The organism is Peribacillus sp. NPDC097197 (assembly GCF_050278025.1).
Taxonomy (GTDB): Bacteria; Bacillota; Bacilli; order Bacillales; family DSM-1321; genus Peribacillus.
This window is the reverse complement of record NZ_JBNNST010000003.1, coordinates 308,059-328,285: the sequence shown is the minus strand read 5'-3', so window position 1 is coordinate 328,285 and position 20,227 is coordinate 308,059. Positions and strand designations below refer to the sequence as shown.

The window sequence follows — 20,227 nt, the reverse complement described above, 5'->3', positions numbered from 1 at the left end:
GGGTATTAAGTACAGAATTATTAATTCACCAGCCATCGAAGGTATTTAGGGAAGTGCTTAGATTGCTTTAATAAGATGCAAATCCATTTTACTATCTGTAAAGTGGATTTTTTTCGTTCATCAATTGCTCAACTGCTGGGATGTCAGCAGGTGCCCATTTTAGAGAGCTAAAATGGGCAGGATTCAACTAATAATAAGTAAATAATTACCAATAAACCATTTATTTTTCAAAAGCGAATTACTGATACAATTGTAATATAAATATAAAGTTATCTATTCATTCTACTAAATAAAGAGGAGCCCTACATTGAATTCTTTAAAAATTGGTTGGATTGATTATTCGGGGGAACATCGAAATAAGGTGATGGCAGTCCTTGATGCCCTATCTTCCCCAGGAGCATTGGATGAACTCGGAATTGGGTCCATTCGGGATGGCTTGGCTGATATTCTTTTTCCTGGTACATCGACCATCCAGACGAGGGCGAAGTATTTTTTTATTGTCCCTTATTTATTGATGGAACTAGAGAAAGAGAATTATAAATCTTCGAAGGAACTTATCGAAAAGCTAGATATAGAAGAAATCGCGTTAATTGATATTTTGAATAAACAAGAGGTTGATGGCGTTATTGGAGCTCGTGCAGGTCATAAGCTTAAGAGGAAACCTTCCAGTATCTATTGGAGTGGACTGCGAACGTTTGAAATCTTTAAGCATAACTCCCTCTCATTGGCAAACTATGCAAAGGCAGTTATCAGTATGAAGAAGAATAAAAACTCGGCACGATTCTTAGGCAATGAAGAAAATGATGATGTGAATACAAGTATAGATGAATATAATGGTATGTTTTGGAGTTGCCTTCTTCCAGAAGCGGATTGGAGGGAAGGTCTCACTATGGAACTTAGTTATCATGAGGCGGAATTCTTAAAAGGGAAAATCGTCAAATCCGAAAGAGGTAAAGAGAGTTTATTTGCCTTTTTGCTTAAAAGAGATTTTGAAGAAGTGGAGAAAATTCATGATTTCGAAGCCATTGGTGATGCTCTCCATCTTCCGGCCCATATAAAAGAAGACTACATGATGGCAAAGCGGTTTAGCGAGTTCGTCTCTGGTGCGAATATCCGTTACAATGTAATCCTTTCTAATGGAGAGAATGAAGAAGCCCTGCAGAAGTGGGAAAAGTGGAAGGTGAGTTCCTTTGTCCAACGAGAATTTCCGTCCTTTCCATTCAGAGAGCTTACCCATCGCCTTGGCATCCATAATATTCGATTGAACAGGTTTCTTGAGGGGTGGCAAAAAGCAGTCATATCAGGGGACGAGTCAGTCATGGATCAGCTTATTATAAACCGTGAAATTGAACTGAAAACAAAAGACCGCGCAAAGCTTCACAATACGAAGGTGTACCATTATAAAGAAGGGGATTGGGTTGGGACCGAAAAGCTTCAATACCGTTTTGCAAATGCAAAAGTACTACTCACAGATACCATGAAAGGATTGGAGGAACCTCATGCTTAAACCAGCAGAGAATCGACTCAATTATAGCGATTTGCTAATGCCCCCGCCAGGGTATGATGTGGAGTTTGCCATTGGAACGACTTACTCATTGGACTTGGAGGCACTTGTTGGTGTTCCTTTGGCCCTGAGTCTTTCAGAAGAAATGGACCATACACTTCAGGATGATCCAATTTATGTTCTTGAGGGATTAAGAAGAAGCGTGGACGCATTTGCGATATATTGTGAAGCAGGACAAATTAAGGCGCCGAAGAACGGAAACAACCTATTCGCATTAATGGAGAATTCAGTATTTGAAGTGGCATTAGAAAACGATTATTCTTTTCACCCAAAAGTTTGGGTCATAAAATATCATGACAAAGATCGGAATGAATTATATCGGGTGCTGGTGTTGTCCCGTAATCTGACCTTCGATAGAAGCTGGGATATGGCGATTGCGCTGGAAGGGAAAAAGGTAAAAGGAAAGAATCCTCGAAATCAGCCATTATCCGATTTCTTGTCTTTCCTTATCCCCTATACAAAAAATAAGCAAAAGAAAAAGCAAATCAAAAAATTAATAGCAGAGCTGGAATTCGTCCAATTTGATACGGTTGATTCATCGATTCCGGAGGTTGAGTTCTGTCCGATTGGCATTGAGGGATATGGAAAAGAAGAGACGGAACTATTTGAAACCTATCATAAACTGATTATCATTTCGCCATTCCTTAGTGAAACGATCATAAAAGAACTAAATGATAAATCATTGAAAGATGCGACTAAAGTGTTGATTACAAGGAAAACGGAATTATCTAAGCTTAAAGAACACGTATTCCAGGACTTCGATGTATATGTGTTGAAAGATAGTGTGGTTGAAGGCGAGTCCTCCATTAGTGAAGAAAATGCTGAACATGTCATGGCTCAATTTCAGGATATTCATGCAAAGCTCTATGCCAGAACCAAATATAATCAGCATCATATTTATATTGGTTCCGCCAATAGCTCATCCAATGCATTTAACGGGAACATAGAGTTCTTGCTGAAATTACACTATCAAAAATATGGGTTCAAGATTATGGATTTATTGGATGATTTATTCGGGGAGAATGAAGAACAAAATCCCTTCGAAAAAATAGAAACCCTTCCACCATTCACTGACGAGTTTGAATCAGACGTAACCGATGAACTACAGAAGCGAATCAAAGAGTTATGCCGAATACCATCGAAAGCCATGATTCTTACTGAAGAAAATCACTTTACTATGCGAATTACTTTTGATTCACTTCCTGAAGATACCCAGTTTTCAATTGGGCCATTGTTAAGTAAAAACATGCAGCCACTCAAACAGGAGACATTCATTCAAAATTTGAGCCTGTTAGAGCTGGGTGAATTTTATAATATCCGGGCAGAAAAAGACGGCGAAAAGGTGAAGAGAATTATCAAGATTGAGACGGAAGGGATTCCAAAAGAAAGAGAATCAGAAATCTTCCGTTCCATTATTAATGACCCATACACCTTTCTGAAATATGTGGCTTTTTTATTATCAGATGATTTACTATTGTCTGCCCTTGAGGAGTCACAGAATAAGAAGTTTGGAGCAGGGAATTGGGATATGACGACAGGCGATTACCCTGTTCTCTATGAGAATATGCTAAGAGCAGCTTCCCGTTCACCAGAGAAACTGAAAGAAGTGGAAGCGATTATGGATATCATCACCCATGACGAAGACATCATCCCAAATGAGTTCCATGCCTTATATCAAACATTCAACAAAGCAGCTAAGAAGGTGAGAAGATGATGAATCTCATTCAAAAGGAACAGGAAATCCTTTCTGGGTTAAAAGATTTTCAGCAAGCAACCGTGGAGAGGGTCTATCACCTTTTTACCCATGATTATGCACGTGTCCTAGTAGCGGATGAAGTCGGGCTTGGCAAAACAATGATAGCGAGAGGGGTCATAGCCAAAATGGCCCGCTATCACCGGTATGCATTGAATGATGATTTATTTAAGGTCGTATATGTTTGTTCCAATCAAAGCATTGCAGGCCAAAACCTGGCGAAGCTGAAAATCGATCAACAGGTTTTGTTGGACGGCCTGTCGGATACAAGGTTATCGATGCAGCATTTGAAAATATTTGAAAATAAATTCAATCCGGAAATGAAGGATCATTATATCCAGCTCATTCCGTTAACCCCATCCACTTCCTTCGATATGACTGGAGGTTGTGGAAGTGTTTTAGAAAGAGCTTTGATGTTCGCTATTTTAAAAAGATATCACCTTTTGCAGCCTTATCTAGTTGAGTTAGAAACCTTGATGATGGACACGGCCACAAAAAGCTGGGATTGGTGGAAACACGTTTATGAAGAGAGAGTCGAGGCTTGTGACGCGCAGAGCAATAACGAATATTGCACAGTCCTCCTTGAGAAGGTCGATGGTTTCTTCAAGCAGGAAGCGGACTTGGTGGAGATTTTAGCAGAGGTTTGTCACGTCATACGCAGGGAAGGAATACCGGGTAAACGAGTAGACGGTGCCAGTAAACTGATCCATGAGCTGCGAAAAATGATGGCAGAAATCAGTGTCGATTTAATGGATGCTGATCTTGTGATTATGGATGAGTTTCAGCGCTTCCCCGAGCTGATTGATTCTGACGGAGAGAGTGAAACGGCCCTACTAGCCAGTAAGTTTTTTAACAGCTCCAAGGAAAATGAAGAAAAGGTGAACATTCTTTTATTGTCTGCCACTCCCTACAAGTTATATTCCACAATGGAAGAAATGAGTGAAACGGGAAGCGATGATCACTATAAGGAATTTATGCAGGTCACGGATTTTTTGTTTGAAAAACATCCGGAGCATCAACAGAATTTCAAGAAAGTGTGGCATGATTATTCATTCGCTTTAAGCCAATTAGAATTTCAAGATTTTGCGATGGTCACAATCAAGAAACAGAAAGCAGAAGATAGTCTCTATAAAGGTATAGCACGTACTGAACGTATGCTTGTGGAGGGTGCAAGCGAGCTGATTGATTCTTCCGTTGGGAGTCCTCTGAGGATTACCGAAAATGATGTGCTGTCCTATATCGAAATGGACCGACTTTTGGAGGATGCAGATTTAAAGGACAAGGTACCGGCAGAATATGTGAAATCCGCACCTTTTCTCATGTCCTTCATGGAGCATTATAAGCTGAAGCAAAAGATCACCCATTATTTTAGGGAAAACCGTGACAAAATCACATTGGCTAGAAAACCTGTGCTTTGGGTGAGTCGAAAGGCAATCGCAAACTATGAGAAATTGCCGGCCATGAATGCCAAGCTAACGAAACTGCAAGAAACCTCCCTTCCAAAAAAAGCGGAGAGACTTATGTGGATCCCACCGTCCATTCCCTACTATGAGTTTGGGGGTCCTTTCACCGGGCAAAGCCGTTTTTCTAAAGTGCTAGCGTTCTCTGCATGGGAAATGGTCCCGCGGGCAATCGCGACTCTTATTTCCTATGAAGCTGAGCGTCGAACAGTAGGAGAATTGATTAAGAAAACACTAAAGAAGAAAAAGGATAAAACACGAAACTACTTTGCAGAACGACGGTTCCCTTCACCAAGATTAACGTTCGCTATGAAAGATCAGGCGCCAGCCAATATGAATCATCTTACTCTTTTATATCCTTCCATCACCTTGGCTAAGCTCTTCAACCCGGTAGATGTGTTGAATAGGAAGCTTACTATTGCCGAAATAAAAGGAGAGATAAAGGCTGAAATTCAAAAAAGGCTCGATCAACTACCATATGAACGGAAGGAAGACCAGTCACGTCAGGATGAAAGATGGTATTACCTGGCTCCATTGTTATTCGATTTAGGTGAAAAGCCGATTCATGAGTGGTTTGAGAAATCGGATGTTTTACCTTCATTGGAGGCTGATGAAAAAGAAGAGAACGGAGCGGATAAAGGTGTATTAAAGAAGCATGTAGAAGAGCTTCGGTCAATCTTTGTCAGTGAAAAGCTTCCCGTGCTAGGGAGACAGCCAGATAATTTACTTGATGTTCTCGTTCATATGGTTTTAGGATCTCCCGCCGTGGCCGTAGCCAGGATGCTTGAGGATTTGGACAGTGAATCTCTGACAGGAGCCATTCATCTGGCTAAGGTCATGGTTGACCGTTTTAATACACAGGAAGCCATCTCTATTGTCGAACTAGAATATGGAACGGAAAGTAAGGACGCTTATTGGCAAAACGTGCTCAAATACTGTGTCGATGGAAATATCCAAGCCATGCTCGATGAATATGCCCATATGCTTCTTGAAGAAGGCGGGCTGAATAAAGCAGAAAAACAGCAGCGAAATAAACAGCTGATTAAAGTGATGGCCAATTCTCTAAAAACACACACGGCAAGCTACAATGTTGATACGTATCAAACTTTTAAAAATCGCATCATGTCTGATGGCAAAGAGAACAAAGGGGGAGAAGACCCCTACATCAAAATGAGAACCAATTATGCCGTTGGCTTTTATGATACGAGAAATGAGGATAAAACACTTAACCGAAAGGAAAACATCCGGCTATCGTTCAATTCGCCCTTTCGTCCATTTGTGTTGGCCACAACTTCAATCGGACAGGAGGGACTAGACTTTCACTATTATTGCCGGAAAATCTTCCATTGGAATCTCACTTCAAACCCGATTGACCTGGAGCAGCGAGAGGGTAGAATCAACCGGTATAAATCCCTAGCTATCCGGCAGAACATCGCCAATAAATACGGTGATATAAAATTTAAAAAAAACATATGGCAGGAGATGTTTCATACCGCGAACTTCGTGGAAAGAGATGATCAAACATCGGAATTAGTGCCGTTTTGGAGTCTCCCAGGAAACCAGGACATTAAAATTGAGAGGATTGTTCCACTCTATCCACTTAGCAGAGACGGGGTAAAATATGACCGGCTTATGAAAATCCTTGCTCTCTACCGACTGAGTTTAGGACAAGCGCGCCAAGAAGAACTGATTGAATATATATTTAAGGATAATATTGAAGAAGAACAGTTGAAAAAACTATTTATAAACTTGAGTCCTTTTTATAAGAAAGCGGAAAAAGACGATATGTAAAGAGAGAACGAATGTGGTAAGAGGCTAGAAGTAGTTGGGGAAATAAGCCGGTTATGAAAAAAATAGTCTACTCATTTGAGAAGACTATTTTTTTCGTTCATCAATTGCTCAACTGCTGGGATGTCAGCAGGTGCCCATTTAAGAGAGCTTAAATTTTCTCGTTTTAACCAAATGAACTTGGAATGCTCACTTGCTGTTGGTGTCCCTTCAATAATTCTACATTTTATGGATAACAAATTAATAATGAAGGTGTCGTATTCATGGGTGTTATCATTAAATACCGCCCCTTCTGTTTCTACTTTACACTGCAATTCTTCATCAATCTCTCTTATTAAAGCAGAAAAGGCATCTTCACCTTTTTCTATTTTTCCACCGGGAAACTCCCACATATTTGGAATGCTCATGTCTGGAGAGCGTAACGCACATAGTATTTCATTTTTCTCGTTTTCGATAATGGCTGCAACTACTTTAACTAGCTTCTTCATGGTATCCTCCTATGGTTTTGCTATGTGTAAATAATATCATGATTGAGAGCCTGTGTGGAAATGACAAAATAAAGAGGGTCTTTTGATATAATCATGATATAAACCTAAAGGAGGCCGTTGTTATATGCCAGTCCACAACAAACTAGTCCGGGATCGTATCCCACAAATAATCGAAGCCACAGGTAAGAAATATACAACCAGAGTGTTAAATGATAATGAATACATAGATGAACTGAAAAAGAAAAGCTTTGAGGAGTTACAGGAATATGTAGAGACGGATAATAAAGAAGATGCGATTGAAGAATTGGCAGATGTGTTGGAAATTATGCATGCACTAGCTGAGTATCATGGATCTTCTATGGAGGAAGTAGAAGAAGTTCGGAGAAGTAAGGCTGCTAAACGTGGTGGCTTTATGGAGAAGATTTATCTGATTGAGGTTGAAGATGAGTAAGGTTCAGTTAATCACCCATCAACTTGGAACGCACTTATTGGAACAGATTCAGTCTGCTTCTTCGATATGTATTTTGACTTCCTTTGTCATGAAGTCTGGTGTTCAGTATCTGAGAGATGCCTTGAAAGTGGCAGCTGAACGTGGGGCAGAGATTAAGGTGTGTACAGGCGATTATTTATTTGTGACGCAGCCAGAAGCATTGCGAATGTTTTTAGAGATTGATCCTAGGATTGAGGTCAGACTGTGGAAGAGTAATGGTGTGTCCTTTCATCCCAAAGCCTACCTTTTCCAAACGGAGAATCAGGATTGCTTGTTTGTTGGTTCTTCCAATCTATCAAGGTCAGCGTTAAGTCATGGGGTGGAGTGGAGTCTTTCCATTAGTGATGATGAGGATGTCTTTTCTGAAGGCTTGCACCTTTTTTTAGAAACGTTTTATGCCGGTCAAACGATTCCATTGAATCAAGAAACGCTGAAGGAGTACGAAGATCGGTATGAGAAGTTTCACATACATACGCCAAATCTTGCACAAAAATGGACCGAGACAGAAGAAATGGATTTAATGCTTCCAAGCGAGACAGAACCCATTCCAACAACTGAAGTCATTCATGATCCACCGGCTCCGTATGGAGAAATTTATCCACGATTTGCACAAATCGAGGCGCTTGAGGAACTGAATAAAACACTGGTAGAAGATTATGATAAGGCATTGGTCGTGATGGCGACCGGATTAGGAAAAACGTATCTTGCTGGTTTCTTTGCTCGTAGTTTTAAACGGGTCCTGTTTATTGCCCATCTTGAAGAAATCCTGCATCAGGCAAAGAAGTCATTCCAGACGGTCATGCCTGATCAGGATTTTTCGATCTATAATGGCAAGGTGAAGGAAACGAACGGACACACCACTTTTGCTTCCATTTATACATTAAGCATGCAGCGGCATCTCCAAGTGTTTGATCCTGAAGAGTTTGATTTGATTGTGGTCGATGAATTTCATCATGCGGCAGCGGATTCTTATCAACGGGTGCTGGAGTACTTTCAGCCGAAATTCATGTTGGGGATAACAGCCACGCCGGATCGAAACGATAACAAAGATGTGTATGCAATTTGCGGTGGGAATGTCGCTTTCCGATTGGATTTCTTGGAGGCAATTGAGCGGAACTGGCTTTCACCATTTAAATATTATGGTGTCTATGATGAGACAGATTATAGTCAGATTACATGGCTCGGGAATCGGTATGATGAAGCCGAATTACTTCAGCTTCAATTACGGGATGAGATGGCTGATAAGGTACTGAAGGCTTGGACAGACAAAAAGCAAACGCGGACAATAGGCTTCTGTTCTTCGATTAAACAAGCCGATTTTCTTTCTACCTATTTTAATAGGAAGGGATTTCGAACGGTTAGCCTTCATTCCAAGCAAGTGGGCCTTAACCGAGATGATGCCATAAGTCAGCTTGCAGATGGCACGTTGGATATTATTTTTACGGTCAATCTATTCAATGAGGGAGTCGATATTCCGGCCGTAGATACGCTTTTGTTTGTAAGACCGACTGAATCTTTAACGGTCTTTACCCAACAAGTGGGCAGGGGGCTACGGCTCCATGATACCAAGGATCATTGCGTGATCATCGATTTGATAGGCAACTATCGTAATGCAGATGTTAAGTTGAGTTTGTTTGATAAAGACTTCAGTGGCAAAAAGAAAAGCAAGATCATTGAGCCAGTCGTTCCTGAATTATGTGATATAGAATTGGATGTTCAAGTTATTAATCTTTTAAAGGAAATGACGAGGAAGAAACAACCTAGACGGGACAAACTACTGAGCGATTATCAAGTATTAAAGCAAGAGTTAGGAAGAAGACCAACATATTTGGAGTTACATCTAAAAGGGGCCTCCGATTCTCCGCAGTATCGGCAGGAGTTCTCTTCTTATTATGGATTTTTAGAATGGGCGGGGGAGCTTTCACAAAGTGAATCAGCCATTTTTCATAAATATGAACAATGGTTGGTGGAAGTAGAAAAGACCGGTATGGCGAAGAGTTATAAGATGGTGGTTCTACTGGCGATGCTGGAGCGCGGACAGAATGATTGGTCCAAACCCATTACATCTAAGCAAGCGGCTCCTTTCTTCCATGGTTACTTAACTGAAACCGAATATCGTAAACAAATCGACTTTGCAGACAACTCTTCTAAGAAACTATGGCAGTATGATGAAGCTGGAGTTAGTAAGTTGATAGCAACGATGCCGATGACCAAGTGGAGTGGAAGTTCTAAGGGCCTCCTTTCGTATGAAGATGATACGTTTAAGCTGAATTTCGATATTGCACCAGAGGATCAGTCGCTTTTATTTGATATGACCAAGGATATTTGTGAATATCGGTTGCATTATCATTTTGAGCGGAAGGCTAGATGATTTTTGGGTACTAGACCACCAAAGGAGAATTGCCATGCAAGAAATAATCAGTAGAAAAATCAAATCTGTCCTAGTTGTCAGCATTATCCTCAGCGGGTTCTTTCTTCTTCTGGAGCCCTGGATGTTTGTAATCGTGTTGATCTATGCTTTCATCGGGTGTACCGTATACGGAATCCCGGTTTCGTTTTTATCGGATTTTGTCACGAGAAAGGCTGGAAGATATCGTTTTGTTTTGGCTTCTTTGGTCTATTCGGTTTTTGGGTTTTTATCCTTCATCGTTTTACGAGATCTAGGAGTCTTTGCCGTTGTCTGCTCTTTGCTCTTCTTTCTTTCAGAAGAGTGGCAGAGTGCGCGAGGAAACGGGAGGGGGCAAAAGCCGGCGAACAAGATGATGTTCATGAACGGGCTATCCACCGTCCTCTTCTTCTCGTTGGCTGCATTCGGGTTAATGCTACTTCCGGATACGATGTTCGAAGAGTATACCAATCGATCGTATCTCATTCCAAAAGGGTATGAGGGGGAAGTGAGGGTGGTGTACAATATCGAGGATGCACCGCCACCTGAGAAAAGTGAAGGTTTTGATGTGTACCGAATCAATGATAAAGGCTACACACTCAGCTCCCTTCCTGTAAGCGAAGGCATAATTAATGACCAATATTATTATGTGGATTCAGAAGGGAATAAAGAAAAGATTGACGAAGCGTGCATCCATATTGGAGGCACGGATGGAGTCGGGAACGAAGAATATGAATACTCCAGTTCCTACTTTTTTGTCACACAGACACAATGTGGTGATACGTTTGGTGAAAATGCATTCCCACCCGATATGCCCCGTGGCATGTCGGTAGACCAAATTATCGATGAAGAAGGATTGGATAAGCTTGCATACTAGATTGAAATGTAGGTACGGTTTGATATATGATCAAATCACGCGCCGTCCTTACTATTGAGCGGACTTTTTTTGGAGGTATTTTCTATGAATGATGCGAACTATTATGTGACCAAGCTCGGGATGGAACCACATCCAGAGGGTGGATTTTATAAACGGACATTTGAATCCGAGGAGCGGACTTCAGATCAAGAGTTATCGGTAGCGTTTGAAGGAAAGAGAAAGCTTTATACAAGCATCTTCTTTCTATTGGGTTCGAATGACATTTCCCATCTACATCGTTTGAAATCCGATGAATTATGGTATTACCATGCGGGAAGCCCTTTAATAATTCATGTGATTGATGAGAATGGGGACTACAAAGAACATAAGCTGGGGATTAACCTGGACGAAGGGGAAGTCCCGCAAGTGTTGGTTCCGAAAAACTCCATCTTCGGTTCTTCCGTCATGGATGAAGATACGTTCTCATTAGTTGGATGCATGGTCTCGCCCGGTTTTGAGTTCCAGGACTTCGAGCTGTTCACTCAAGAAGAGCTATTGTCGAAATATCCTCAACATAGGGAAGTAATCATGAAGTTGGGTTACGAAGAGATCCCTAATGATTGAGCTGTCTTACACACGATAAAAAAGAGAAGTGGATCCTCTACAGACTAGTAGGATTTCCACTTCTCTTTTTCACTATATAGACTCTTTACGTCTTTATATTCCGACTGTGTTTCGTTTGTCTTTAGGTCGGTCCGTCATACTGAAATACACGGCTCCTATTATAATGAGAACGATGATGATTCCTGCGATAATCAGGGATGAGTTTAATAATAATATGAATCCTAATCCTGATATGGAGGTGATAGTGGATAGTACGGTCCATGTTGAGAATGTTTCTTTCATGCTTAGTCCAAAGTATTCTTTAATCATCCAAAATCCTGCGTCATTCACATGCGAACAAATGGAACTGCCGGCTCCAGTCGCAAGCGTTACCAAGGCTAGATTCACATCGTATTGAGCCAGGATGGGGATGACTAATCCTGCAGTGGAGATAGCGGCAACTGTGGCTGATCCTAAGGAAACCCTTAAGATGGCAGCGACTAACCAGGCAAGGATGATTGGTGACATGGCACTGCCTGTGAATAATTCGGCTACGTAATCTCCTACACCACCAGTGATGAGTACTTGCTTGAAGGCACCGCCGCCTCCAATGATCAAGAGCATCATCCCGATTGCGGCAATGGATGAGGTACAGGAAGCCATTACATCCCTTATTGGAGTCTTTCTTGCGATTCCCATTGTATAGAAGGCAAGAAATAAAGATAACAACATGGCAGTCGAAGCGTTTCCTACCAGACGAACGATTTCTATTAATGTATTATCTTCAAAGCCTACTGATTTTTGAACCATATCAAGGATGGTGGCTATGGCCATTAATAAAACAGGGAACATGGCAGTCAAAACACTTATTCCGAAACCAGGCGTTTCTTCCAGCTTGAATGTTTTTTGTTCGCCCAAAGAAGCGATATTACCCGTTTTCTTGAATGCATCCGGGACTATTTTTTTAGCAAACTTCGTATATAGGGGACCTGCAAGGATGACGGTCGGTATGGCGACAATGATCCCGTAAAGTAAAACCAATCCAATATCTGCACCATATTCACCAGCTATGACTGTTGGGCCTGGATGTGGGGGTAGGAAACTATGTGTGGCTAATAAGGCTGCAGCCATGGGGATACCTAGGTGTAGAATTGAAACTTTCAGTTCTTTGGCCATGGTGAATACAATCGGAATCAATAACACCAATCCTACTTCAAAGAATAGGGCGATCCCGACGATAAAAGAGGCAACCACAACAGCCCACTGAATTTTATCTTCGCCAAATTTGTTAATTAAGGTCATGGCAATCCGCTGGGCTCCTCCTGCATCGGCAATTAATCGACCGAGCATGGCTCCAAGCCCAAAGATTAAAGCAATATGGCCAAGTGTACCGCCTAATCCACCTTCAATGGTTGTCACAATATCCTTTAAAGGCGTCCCTAGCGCTAAAGAGACAACGAAAGAGACAACAATCAATGAAACGAATGTATTTAACTTGAATCCAGTAATCAAAATGAGCAACAGGATAATCCCAAACGCTACTATAAGTAATGGCATACTATACCCCCATGAAATAATTAAATTTTTCAGTTTGCTTAAACTACGAAAATAATGACTCTAGGATGGTTATGCTCTTTTGTTTACCAGTCAAATAGTAACCGCTTTCATTTTGCAAAAGTCAGCGTACTTCATTATCCAGTTTCTTAGGAGATAGGGAGAGTGTTAAAAAGCACCAAAGTTGAACAGAAATATATTAATTCTGAACGAGTGTTTTTTCTTCACCCAATGCTTTTATTCCGGCTTTTAGAACTTCGATAATTCGATCTGTATCATAGATATTTCCACGCCAAGTTCCTCCACTCACTGATTGAAGTGCAGCCCATAAACGAGTATCATCTGGAAGTTTGGGATCCGGTCTAAGGTCCGGGTGAAGGTCACGTGCTTCTAAGACTGTAGTGGCCTCTTCTAAAGAAAGTCTTTCATTCTCCGTTCCGACGAAATTGACGGAACCCGCTAATTGATTGCGATCGACGATGATTTCAATGATATCTCCGTCACGCAATTTTCCTATTGCTCCGCCAGCCAAGGCCTCGGGTCCAATGTGTCCAATACATGCGCCAGTAGAGACACCAGAAAAACGCGCATCCGTAATCAAGGAGACATGTTTTCCGTAAGACAGATGTTTTAAGGCCGATGTTAGTTGATAGGTTTCCTCCATCCCCGTTCCTGAAGGACCGCCGCCCATAACGACCATGATATCTCCTGCTTGTATGCCTCCTGTTTTAATCGCTTTTATAGCGGACTTTTCTGAAGTGAACACTTTGGCTTTTCCTGTGTGGCGATATACTCCATCTTCTCCCACTACAGATGGATCAATGGAAGTGGATTTAATGACTGATCCTTCAGGAGCAATATTTCCTTTCGGGAATGTTACGGTAGACGTTAGCCCTTTTTCTTTTGCTATGGCTGGGTCCATGATCACGTCATCAGGATTGATCCCATCATTTTCTAACAGTTGTTTCTTCATCATGGCCCGTCGTTCTGATTGTTCCCACCAATCGAGGTTAGCACCAAGGGTTTCTCCGGTAACGGTTAGTACATCTTCATGCAAGACACCTAGTTTTCTTAAATTAAGCATTACTTCCGGGACCCCACCTGCCAGGAATACCTTTACGGTTGTATGGCCAGTCGGACCATTTGGCAGTACATCGACTAGGCGGGGTACTTTCTTATTGATCCTGGTCCAATCTTCAACAGTTGGTAACTTGCATTTAGCTGCATGGGCAATGGCTGGGATATGAAGTAATAAGTTTGTGGAACCTCCGAAAGCTGCGTGAATCACCATTGCATTTTCTATCGCTTTATCCGTAATAATATCCTTGGTGGATATTTTTCTCTTCTCCAATTCTAAGGCTGCACGTGCTGATTGCTTTGCCATCTCCACCCATACTGGTTGGCCTGAAGGGGCTAGTGCCGAGTGAGGTAGTGCCATTCCAAGAGCCTCTGCCACGACTTGGGATGTGCCAGCCGTACCAAGGAATTGACAGCCGCCGCCTGGTGTTGCACACGCACGGCAACCGAGGTCGGCAGCTTCTTGCAACGTAATTTCGTTGTTTGCATATCGCGCCCCGATGGTTTGGATCTTTCCTGCATCTTCTCCATTGGTGGGTGGAAGTGTCACACCTCCAGGGACGATGACAGTTGGCAAATCGTGCATGGAAGCTAAAGCGACCATCATGGCTGGAAGACCTTTATCACATGTAGCCACCCCAATGACTGCACGGCCCGTAGGCAATGATCGAATTAATCTTCGATAGACGATGGCGGCATCATTTCGATACGGAAGGGAATCAAACATCCCGGTCGTTCCTTGAGTACGACCATCGCATGGGTCACTTACGAATCCTGCAAAGGGAACGCCGCCTTGTTTACTAATCTCTTCGGCTGCCGCCTTCATTAATAGACCTATTTCCCAATGGCCGGTATGATAGCCTAATGCAATAGGCGTACCATCATGATCCCTAATTCCCCCTTGAGTACCGAGGATGAGGACTTGTTTTCCAAGGAGGTTTGAAGCTGACCATCCCATTCCAACATTTTGAGATAATCCAAAAAGGTCACCACTTGGTGATTCTAACAACATTTCGGAAGTAAGGGGGAGGGAACCATCTGCCCCTTTTGCATGCGTTTGAATTTTGTAAAGAGAGACATCCTCATCGCCAAATATTGATTGAAATGACATATATATAAACCTCCGCAATTAGATTTTCGCTTTCATCGCAAGTAAATCACGCAATATTCCGGTAATTAATTCCCTACAAATCTATATTTATCTTCGAAGTTCTCTGAGAAACCTCCTTTTGTTTTATAATATAAAACAACGTTCATCTATAAAAAACTTATGATGTAATCTAAAGTAATCATATATTTTCTGAAAAGTCAATTAATTTTTTCGTAGGAAAAAACCGTATATTTATAAGAAGTTTTACCTAGATAATAATGACGTAATCCAGGAGGGGTCATCTGAAGAATAATCCGGATCATCTTAATTTTATGTAGGTACATAAATGGATTCAATCCAATTATTTATGGGACGAAAAAAATTCCATGTAAGTAATATTGCTTCTTGACTTTTCAAAAAATCTAGTATTATATTGAATTATGAGAAAATTTTGTCATTATAAAACCGAGTTTCATAATTTAAAACAAGTAGGTGACAATCATGCCTGTTATTCAATCAGTAGATCGCGCTCTTCGCATTCTCGATTTGTTTGACGAACATACAACAGAATTGAAGATAACAGATATCAGTAATCAAATGGGACTTCACAAGAGTACCATCCATTCTTTATTGAAAACGCTTTTAAATCATGGCTATATCAGCCAGAATCCTGAGAATGGGAAGTATGGATTGGGAATGAAGCTTTTTGAAAGAGGGAACTATGTCATACAGTCTTTGGACGTTAGAGATTTATCAAAAAAATACTTAATGGATTTATCGGCAAAAACCGGACAGACAACTCACTTGGTTATATTGGACGGAAAAGAAGGGGTATATATTGATAAAGTGGAGGGCCCTATGGCTGTTATTCTTTATTCAAAAATAGGAAAACGAATTCCACTTCACTGCTCTGCTGTCGGTAAAGCGTTAATCGCCTTTAAAGATCCGGAAGAAATTAAAAAAATTCTACATGAATATGTCTATTTAAAACAAACGGAGCTTACCATTACGGATGAATCTAAATTCATGCGTGAGCTTCAACAAGTTCGATCTCAAGGGTACGCCATCGATAACCAGGAAAATGAGCCTGGCGTTCGTTGTATTGCAGCGCCTATTCGAAATCATGAGAATAAGGTTATTGCAGCGATTAGTCTTTCTACACTCGTAGGTCGCATAAATGATTCTCAGTTAGACGTTTTCATCGAACAACTGAAACAGGCGACCTTAGAATTATCAGAGCAAATGGGAAATGGGATACCAATTTCATAGAAGGTGGTTCCCTTCCCTTTTGTCTATATATAGAAACCGTGTTTTATAATATAAAACAAAAGGAGGCTATTTAATGCGGATTATCCGATATATCAATGAGCACTCAAAAGCAACGCTAGCAGCTGTTACCATTGGGGGAGAGGTATACCCCCTTCCTCAAGAAGGCTTGATTGAACTCATCCAACAGGCAAATGAACAACAAGTGTCCCCACTCTCTTTCATAGAAAATTTCCTTTCTACATCAGTGCCTATTCAACAATCATTAGAAGATTTATCGTTACTCGTTCCCATTGTAGCGGAAGAAGTATGGGCGTCTGGCGTTACATATGAGCGTAGTCGCGATGCACGTAACTATGAAGCGACAGATGGAAAGCTTGATGCCACTACTTTCTATGACAAGATCTATGAGGCGGAACGTCCGGAAATTTTCTTTAAGTCCACGGCCGCGCGTACAGTTGGCCCAGGGAAGGACGTATATTTACGCAGTGATTCCAATTGGCAGATTCCTGAGCCTGAACTGGGCCTTGTCATCGACCGGGAAGGTGACATTCTTGGTTATACGATTGGGAATGACATGAGTTGTCGTGACATTGAAGGGGAGAATCCTCTTTATCTCCCACAAGCAAAAATGTGGAAAAACTCTTGTTCCATTGGGCCGGCCATCCTCCTTGCCGAGTCCGTGAAAGATCCTTATGATTTCGACATCACCTGTAGAATCTACCGGAATGACGAGCTTAAAGTAGAGGGACAGGCGAATACCAGCCAGTTAAAAAGAAAATACCATGAATTAGTATCGTTCCTCATTCGCGACAATGAAATTTTTGACGGCACTGTTTTGTTGACGGGTACGTGTATCATTCCAGCAAATGACTTTACTTTATTGGATGGAGATCGGATTGAAATTGAAGTCTCTGGAATCGGTGTCTTGAAAAATAATGTAAAGTTACCGAAGAACATTTTAGTTTGAGTAAAGCAGATGGTGTACTGATTTTGTAGAAGACACTTGTGCAACAATAATAATCTAACTATTCATTCAATTTATTTCACAATTAAACCATTACAAGGAATATGGGGGTATATAAGATGAACATAAAAACTGATGAAAAAACGTATTTAAACTATATCAATGGTAAATGGGTATCGGCTTCTATTCAAAAGGTTGATACGAGTATCAATCCAGCCAATCGTCATGAAGTCGTCGGGTATGTACAACAGTCCGAGAAAGAAGACTTGGATCATGCGGTGCTTGCCGCGAAGAAAGCACAAGTGTATTGGAGGAAACTATCCGGTGCTGCCCGTGGAGAGTTTTTGTATAAGGCCGCGAATGCAATCGAGCGACGTATCGATGAAATTGCGGAAACGATGACGCGTGAAATGGGAAAAACGTTTCCGGAAGCGAAAGGGGAAACAGCTAGAGGTGTCGCCATCCTACGTTATTATGCAGGAGAGGGAATGAGGAAGATAGGTGATGTGATTCCTCCATCGGATTCCGAAGCCCTGATGTTCACGACTCGTGTTCCCCTAGGAGTTGTAGGTGTGATCACGCCTTGGAATTTCCCAGTAGCCATCCCTATCTGGAAAATGGCACCGGCACTCATCTATGGAAATGCCGTTATTCTGAAACCAGCTCAAGAAGCGGCCGTAACCGCCGCCAAGGTAATAGAATGTTTTGATGAGGCAGGGCTTCCGGTGGGTACGATTAATATGGTAACAGGACCGGGGTCTGTCATTGGTCAGGAGATTACCGATCACCCGGATATCAATGCGGTTACATTCACGGGGTCTGATTCTGTCGGTAAAACAATTGGACTGGGGGCTTTCAAGCGTGGTGCTAAATATCAGTTGGAAATGGGCGGGAAGAACCCTGTTATCGTTGCCAATGACGCCGATTTAACACAGGCCGTAGAAGCAACGATTAGCGGAGGCCTCCGATCCACGGGACAGAAATGTACAGCCACAAGCCGGGTAATTGTACAAAGTGAAGTGTATGAGGAATTCAAAAATCAACTGATTGAAAAGATAAAGGAAATAAAAGTTGGAAATGGCATGAATGAAGATGTATGGATGGGTCCATGTGCAAGTGAGAATCAGCTTAATACAGCACTATCCTATGTTAAGAAAGGAATCGAAGAAGGCGCAACATTGATTCACGGTGGTAAACGTATAGAGGAAGGGGAATTAGCCGATGGATTCTTTATGGAACCCGCTGTCTTCGAAAACGTTAGTAACAGCATGACGATCGCTCAAGAGGAAATCTTCGGACCCGTACTTGCCCTGATTAAAGTGGAGACGTTAGAAGAAGCCGTACACATTGCAAACGACGTGAAGTTTGGGCTAAGTGCTTCTATTTTCACCAAAAATATCGGTCACATGCTTTCCTTCATTAATGAGATGGATGCTGGTCTCGTACGGATTAACGCTGAATCGGCTGGAGTTGAACTACAAGCTCCATTCGGGGGAATGAAACAATCCAGCTCCCACTCCCGTGAGCAAGGGGAAGCGGCAAAGGAGTTTTACACGTCTATTAAGACCGTATTTGTAAAGTCATGAATTGAAAAAGATATAAATTTAGAGGAGCTGTACAAAAGGGGTCATGTAGCCGAATTTGAGTAAATAGAGAGGCAGAAAGGTTGATTTAACAACATTTCTGCCTCTTCAATTTTGCGTAGTTATCTTCGTTTGAAGATCCTATCATGCTACTTGCAAGATGAACACCTGTTGCTTTTCGCAAATTTGGTTTTATCAGAGTTGATTATTTCCACTTTTCTCTTTCTTATTCCCCGATGCAAACCAACCGATGAGAGCGATACTGACCAATACTCCATAGAAGATTAGAGTCCAAGCGGTGCTGTGGGGGAAATCATGATCTAAGATACCAATATCCTCATGCGCAAGGGTAATCATAGCAAGTTTGACACCGACCCAAGCAACAATGGCATAGGCTGTTGTTTCTAATGCCGGACGTTTTTCAAGAAGTTTCACAAACCAAGTTGCTGCATACTTAATTAAAACAAGGCCAGCAATACCACCGAGAACAACAACTATGAATTGTCCCCCATCCATACCACCAAAATTGTTAAGTGGTGAATTTGGAAGACCTAGGGCAAGAGCAACTGCAGCTAAAATTGAATCAATTGCAAAAGCAAGGTCGGCTAATGCAATCTTCCCTACTGTTGGCCAGAACCCTTTACCAGCAGTAGCCTTTTCATCGTCCTTATGAATTTTCTCATTTTCTTTTCCAAACCGTGTCTTGATGACATGCTTTAAACCTAAGTACAGAAGATAAAGGGCTCCTATTGCTTGTACCTGCCAGACATTTGCAATAAAAGAAATGGCAAAAAGTGCACCAAATCGGAAAGCGAAAGCTATAATAATTCCGTAATTAATAGCACTTTTTTTCTGTTCTTCGGGTAAATGTTTGGCCATTACAGCTATTACAAGGGCATTGTCAGCAGATAATAATCCTTCTAATCCGATTAGAATCAACAATGTCCATGCATACTCTAGCCATATTGAATCCATCCCCTTCACTCCTTTCTTAAACTAACATGTCATGTGAAAGTTTTCTTAACATTAGAATTTCCCATTGGACTACAGTTAATCCTCGAGAATAGGGCTAATCATTAAACTTTAAAAAACATCGGTTTGGTTGAAATTCGTCTGAAAAAGAGACTGCTCTTTTTTTGCTGTCTCCGTTATTGAACTAAAGCACCCATTGTTTAATAAGTATAATAATCCACAAATTGTATTTGTGTGACACTAGTATGTTAGTATTATGAGTCTATCATTCTATATTACCGTCTTCTCAAAGGATCAACACTTTTTCCACAATAGATTCTCTTCGAAAAA

The 20,227-nt window shown here is 41.4% G+C and carries 14 protein-coding genes; 10 read left to right on the top strand and 4 right to left on the bottom strand.

Annotation, left to right across the window (positions count from 1 at the left end; genetic code table 11):
- Positions 1–307 precede the first annotated feature (307 nt).
- The 3 genes from ACQKL6_RS06290 to ACQKL6_RS06280 are packed head-to-tail and all read left to right on the top strand — an operon-like array spanning position 308 to position 6,568.
- Positions 308–1,507, top strand: a complete 1,200-nt coding sequence (locus tag ACQKL6_RS06290) for a DUF6361 family protein (protein ID WP_427650822.1) — start codon at positions 308–310, stop codon at positions 1,505–1,507.
- A complete protein-coding gene (locus tag ACQKL6_RS06285; protein WP_427650821.1) occupies positions 1,500–3,278 on the top strand; it encodes a phospholipase D family protein in 1,779 nt (592 codons plus the stop codon). Before ACQKL6_RS06290 ends, ACQKL6_RS06285 begins: the two co-directional genes overlap by 8 nt.
- Positions 3,275–6,568, top strand: a complete 3,294-nt coding sequence (locus tag ACQKL6_RS06280; RefSeq protein WP_427650820.1) for a DEAD/DEAH box helicase — start codon at positions 3,275–3,277, stop codon at positions 6,566–6,568. Before ACQKL6_RS06285 ends, ACQKL6_RS06280 begins: the two co-directional genes overlap by 4 nt.
- A 71-nt stretch (positions 6,569–6,639) precedes the next feature.
- Here ACQKL6_RS06280 and ACQKL6_RS06275 read toward each other — a convergent pair whose 3' ends face one another.
- Entirely contained in the window at positions 6,640–7,053 is a 414-nt protein-coding gene (locus ACQKL6_RS06275; protein WP_427650819.1) for a (deoxy)nucleoside triphosphate pyrophosphohydrolase, read from the bottom strand.
- A 124-nt stretch (positions 7,054–7,177) separates the two neighbouring features.
- Here ACQKL6_RS06275 and ACQKL6_RS06270 point away from each other — a divergent pair, with 124 nt between their 5' ends.
- From ACQKL6_RS06270 to ACQKL6_RS06255, 4 genes are all read left to right on the top strand, one after another.
- Positions 7,178–7,504 carry a nucleoside triphosphate pyrophosphohydrolase gene (locus tag ACQKL6_RS06270; protein ID WP_427650818.1) on the top strand — a complete coding sequence of 109 codons (327 nt, stop codon included), beginning with the start codon at positions 7,178–7,180 and terminating at the stop codon, positions 7,502–7,504.
- On the top strand, positions 7,497–9,914 hold the full coding sequence (locus ACQKL6_RS06265) for a DEAD/DEAH box helicase family protein (RefSeq protein WP_427650817.1): 2,418 nt from the start codon (positions 7,497–7,499) through the stop codon (positions 9,912–9,914). Before ACQKL6_RS06270 ends, ACQKL6_RS06265 begins: the two co-directional genes overlap by 8 nt.
- Before the next feature lie 34 nt (positions 9,915–9,948).
- Positions 9,949–10,806: a DUF6843 domain-containing protein gene (locus tag ACQKL6_RS06260; RefSeq protein ID WP_427650816.1), complete on the top strand. Its 858-nt coding sequence runs from the start codon at positions 9,949–9,951 to the stop codon at positions 10,804–10,806.
- A gap of 84 nt (positions 10,807–10,890) precedes the next feature.
- On the top strand, positions 10,891–11,409 hold the full coding sequence (locus ACQKL6_RS06255) for a cupin domain-containing protein (protein WP_427650815.1): 519 nt from the start codon (positions 10,891–10,893) through the stop codon (positions 11,407–11,409).
- Positions 11,410–11,502: 93 nt separating this feature from the next.
- Here the strand turns inward: ACQKL6_RS06255 and ACQKL6_RS06250 are convergent, their stop codons facing one another.
- Both ACQKL6_RS06250 and ACQKL6_RS06245 read right to left on the bottom strand, forming a co-directional pair.
- Positions 11,503–12,945, bottom strand: a complete 1,443-nt coding sequence (locus ACQKL6_RS06250; protein WP_427650814.1) for a GntP family permease — start codon at positions 12,943–12,945, stop codon at positions 11,503–11,505.
- 196 nt (positions 12,946–13,141) lie between these two features.
- A complete protein-coding gene (locus tag ACQKL6_RS06245) occupies positions 13,142–15,130 on the bottom strand; it encodes a YjhG/YagF family D-xylonate dehydratase (protein ID WP_427650813.1) in 1,989 nt (662 codons plus the stop codon).
- Positions 15,131–15,610: 480 nt separating this feature from the next.
- Here ACQKL6_RS06245 and ACQKL6_RS06240 point away from each other — a divergent pair, with 480 nt between their 5' ends.
- The 3 genes from ACQKL6_RS06240 to gucD all read left to right on the top strand — a co-directional run bounded on the left by ACQKL6_RS06240 (position 15,611) and on the right by gucD (position 18,928).
- Entirely contained in the window at positions 15,611–16,378 is a 768-nt protein-coding gene (locus ACQKL6_RS06240; protein ID WP_427650812.1) for an IclR family transcriptional regulator, read from the top strand.
- 73 nt (positions 16,379–16,451) lie between these two features.
- Positions 16,452–17,345 (top strand): fumarylacetoacetate hydrolase family protein, encoded by an 894-nt coding sequence (locus ACQKL6_RS06235; protein WP_427650811.1) that lies wholly within the window; start codon positions 16,452–16,454, stop codon positions 17,343–17,345.
- Positions 17,346–17,461: 116 nt separating this feature from the next.
- Positions 17,462–18,928, top strand: a complete 1,467-nt coding sequence (gene gucD, locus ACQKL6_RS06230) for an alpha-ketoglutaric semialdehyde dehydrogenase GucD (protein WP_427650810.1) — start codon at positions 17,462–17,464, stop codon at positions 18,926–18,928.
- A 192-nt stretch (positions 18,929–19,120) separates the two neighbouring features.
- On the opposite strand, the gene ACQKL6_RS06225 is transcribed toward gucD, so the two are convergent.
- A complete protein-coding gene (locus ACQKL6_RS06225; RefSeq protein ID WP_427650809.1) occupies positions 19,121–19,900 on the bottom strand; it encodes a TerC family protein in 780 nt (259 codons plus the stop codon).
- Between the last annotated feature and the right edge of the window lie 327 nt (positions 19,901–20,227).

Bases quoted from the DNA above. Each gene is read 5' to 3' on its own strand.
- ACQKL6_RS06285 (WP_427650821.1), top strand. From the start codon at position 1,500: ATGCTTAAACCAGCAGAGAATCGACTCAATTATAGCGATTTGCTAATG.
- ACQKL6_RS06280 (WP_427650820.1), top strand. From the start codon at position 3,275: ATGATGAATCTCATTCAAAAGGAACAGGAAATCCTTTCTGGGTTAAAA.
- ACQKL6_RS06275 (WP_427650819.1), bottom strand. From the start codon at position 7,053: ATGAAGAAGCTAGTTAAAGTAGTTGCAGCCATTATCGAAAACGAGAAA.
- ACQKL6_RS06270 (WP_427650818.1), top strand. From the start codon at position 7,178: ATGCCAGTCCACAACAAACTAGTCCGGGATCGTATCCCACAAATAATC.
- ACQKL6_RS06265 (WP_427650817.1), top strand. From the start codon at position 7,497: ATGAGTAAGGTTCAGTTAATCACCCATCAACTTGGAACGCACTTATTG.
- ACQKL6_RS06260 (WP_427650816.1), top strand. From the start codon at position 9,949: ATGCAAGAAATAATCAGTAGAAAAATCAAATCTGTCCTAGTTGTCAGC.
- ACQKL6_RS06255 (WP_427650815.1), top strand. From the start codon at position 10,891: ATGAATGATGCGAACTATTATGTGACCAAGCTCGGGATGGAACCACAT.
- ACQKL6_RS06250 (WP_427650814.1), bottom strand. From the start codon at position 12,945: ATGCCATTACTTATAGTAGCGTTTGGGATTATCCTGTTGCTCATTTTG.
- ACQKL6_RS06245 (WP_427650813.1), bottom strand. From the start codon at position 15,130: ATGTCATTTCAATCAATATTTGGCGATGAGGATGTCTCTCTTTACAAA.
- ACQKL6_RS06240 (WP_427650812.1), top strand. From the start codon at position 15,611: ATGCCTGTTATTCAATCAGTAGATCGCGCTCTTCGCATTCTCGATTTG.
- ACQKL6_RS06235 (WP_427650811.1), top strand. From the start codon at position 16,452: ATGCGGATTATCCGATATATCAATGAGCACTCAAAAGCAACGCTAGCA.
- gucD (WP_427650810.1), top strand. From the start codon at position 17,462: ATGAACATAAAAACTGATGAAAAAACGTATTTAAACTATATCAATGGT.
- ACQKL6_RS06225 (WP_427650809.1), bottom strand. From the start codon at position 19,900: ATGGATTCAATATGGCTAGAGTATGCATGGACATTGTTGATTCTAATC.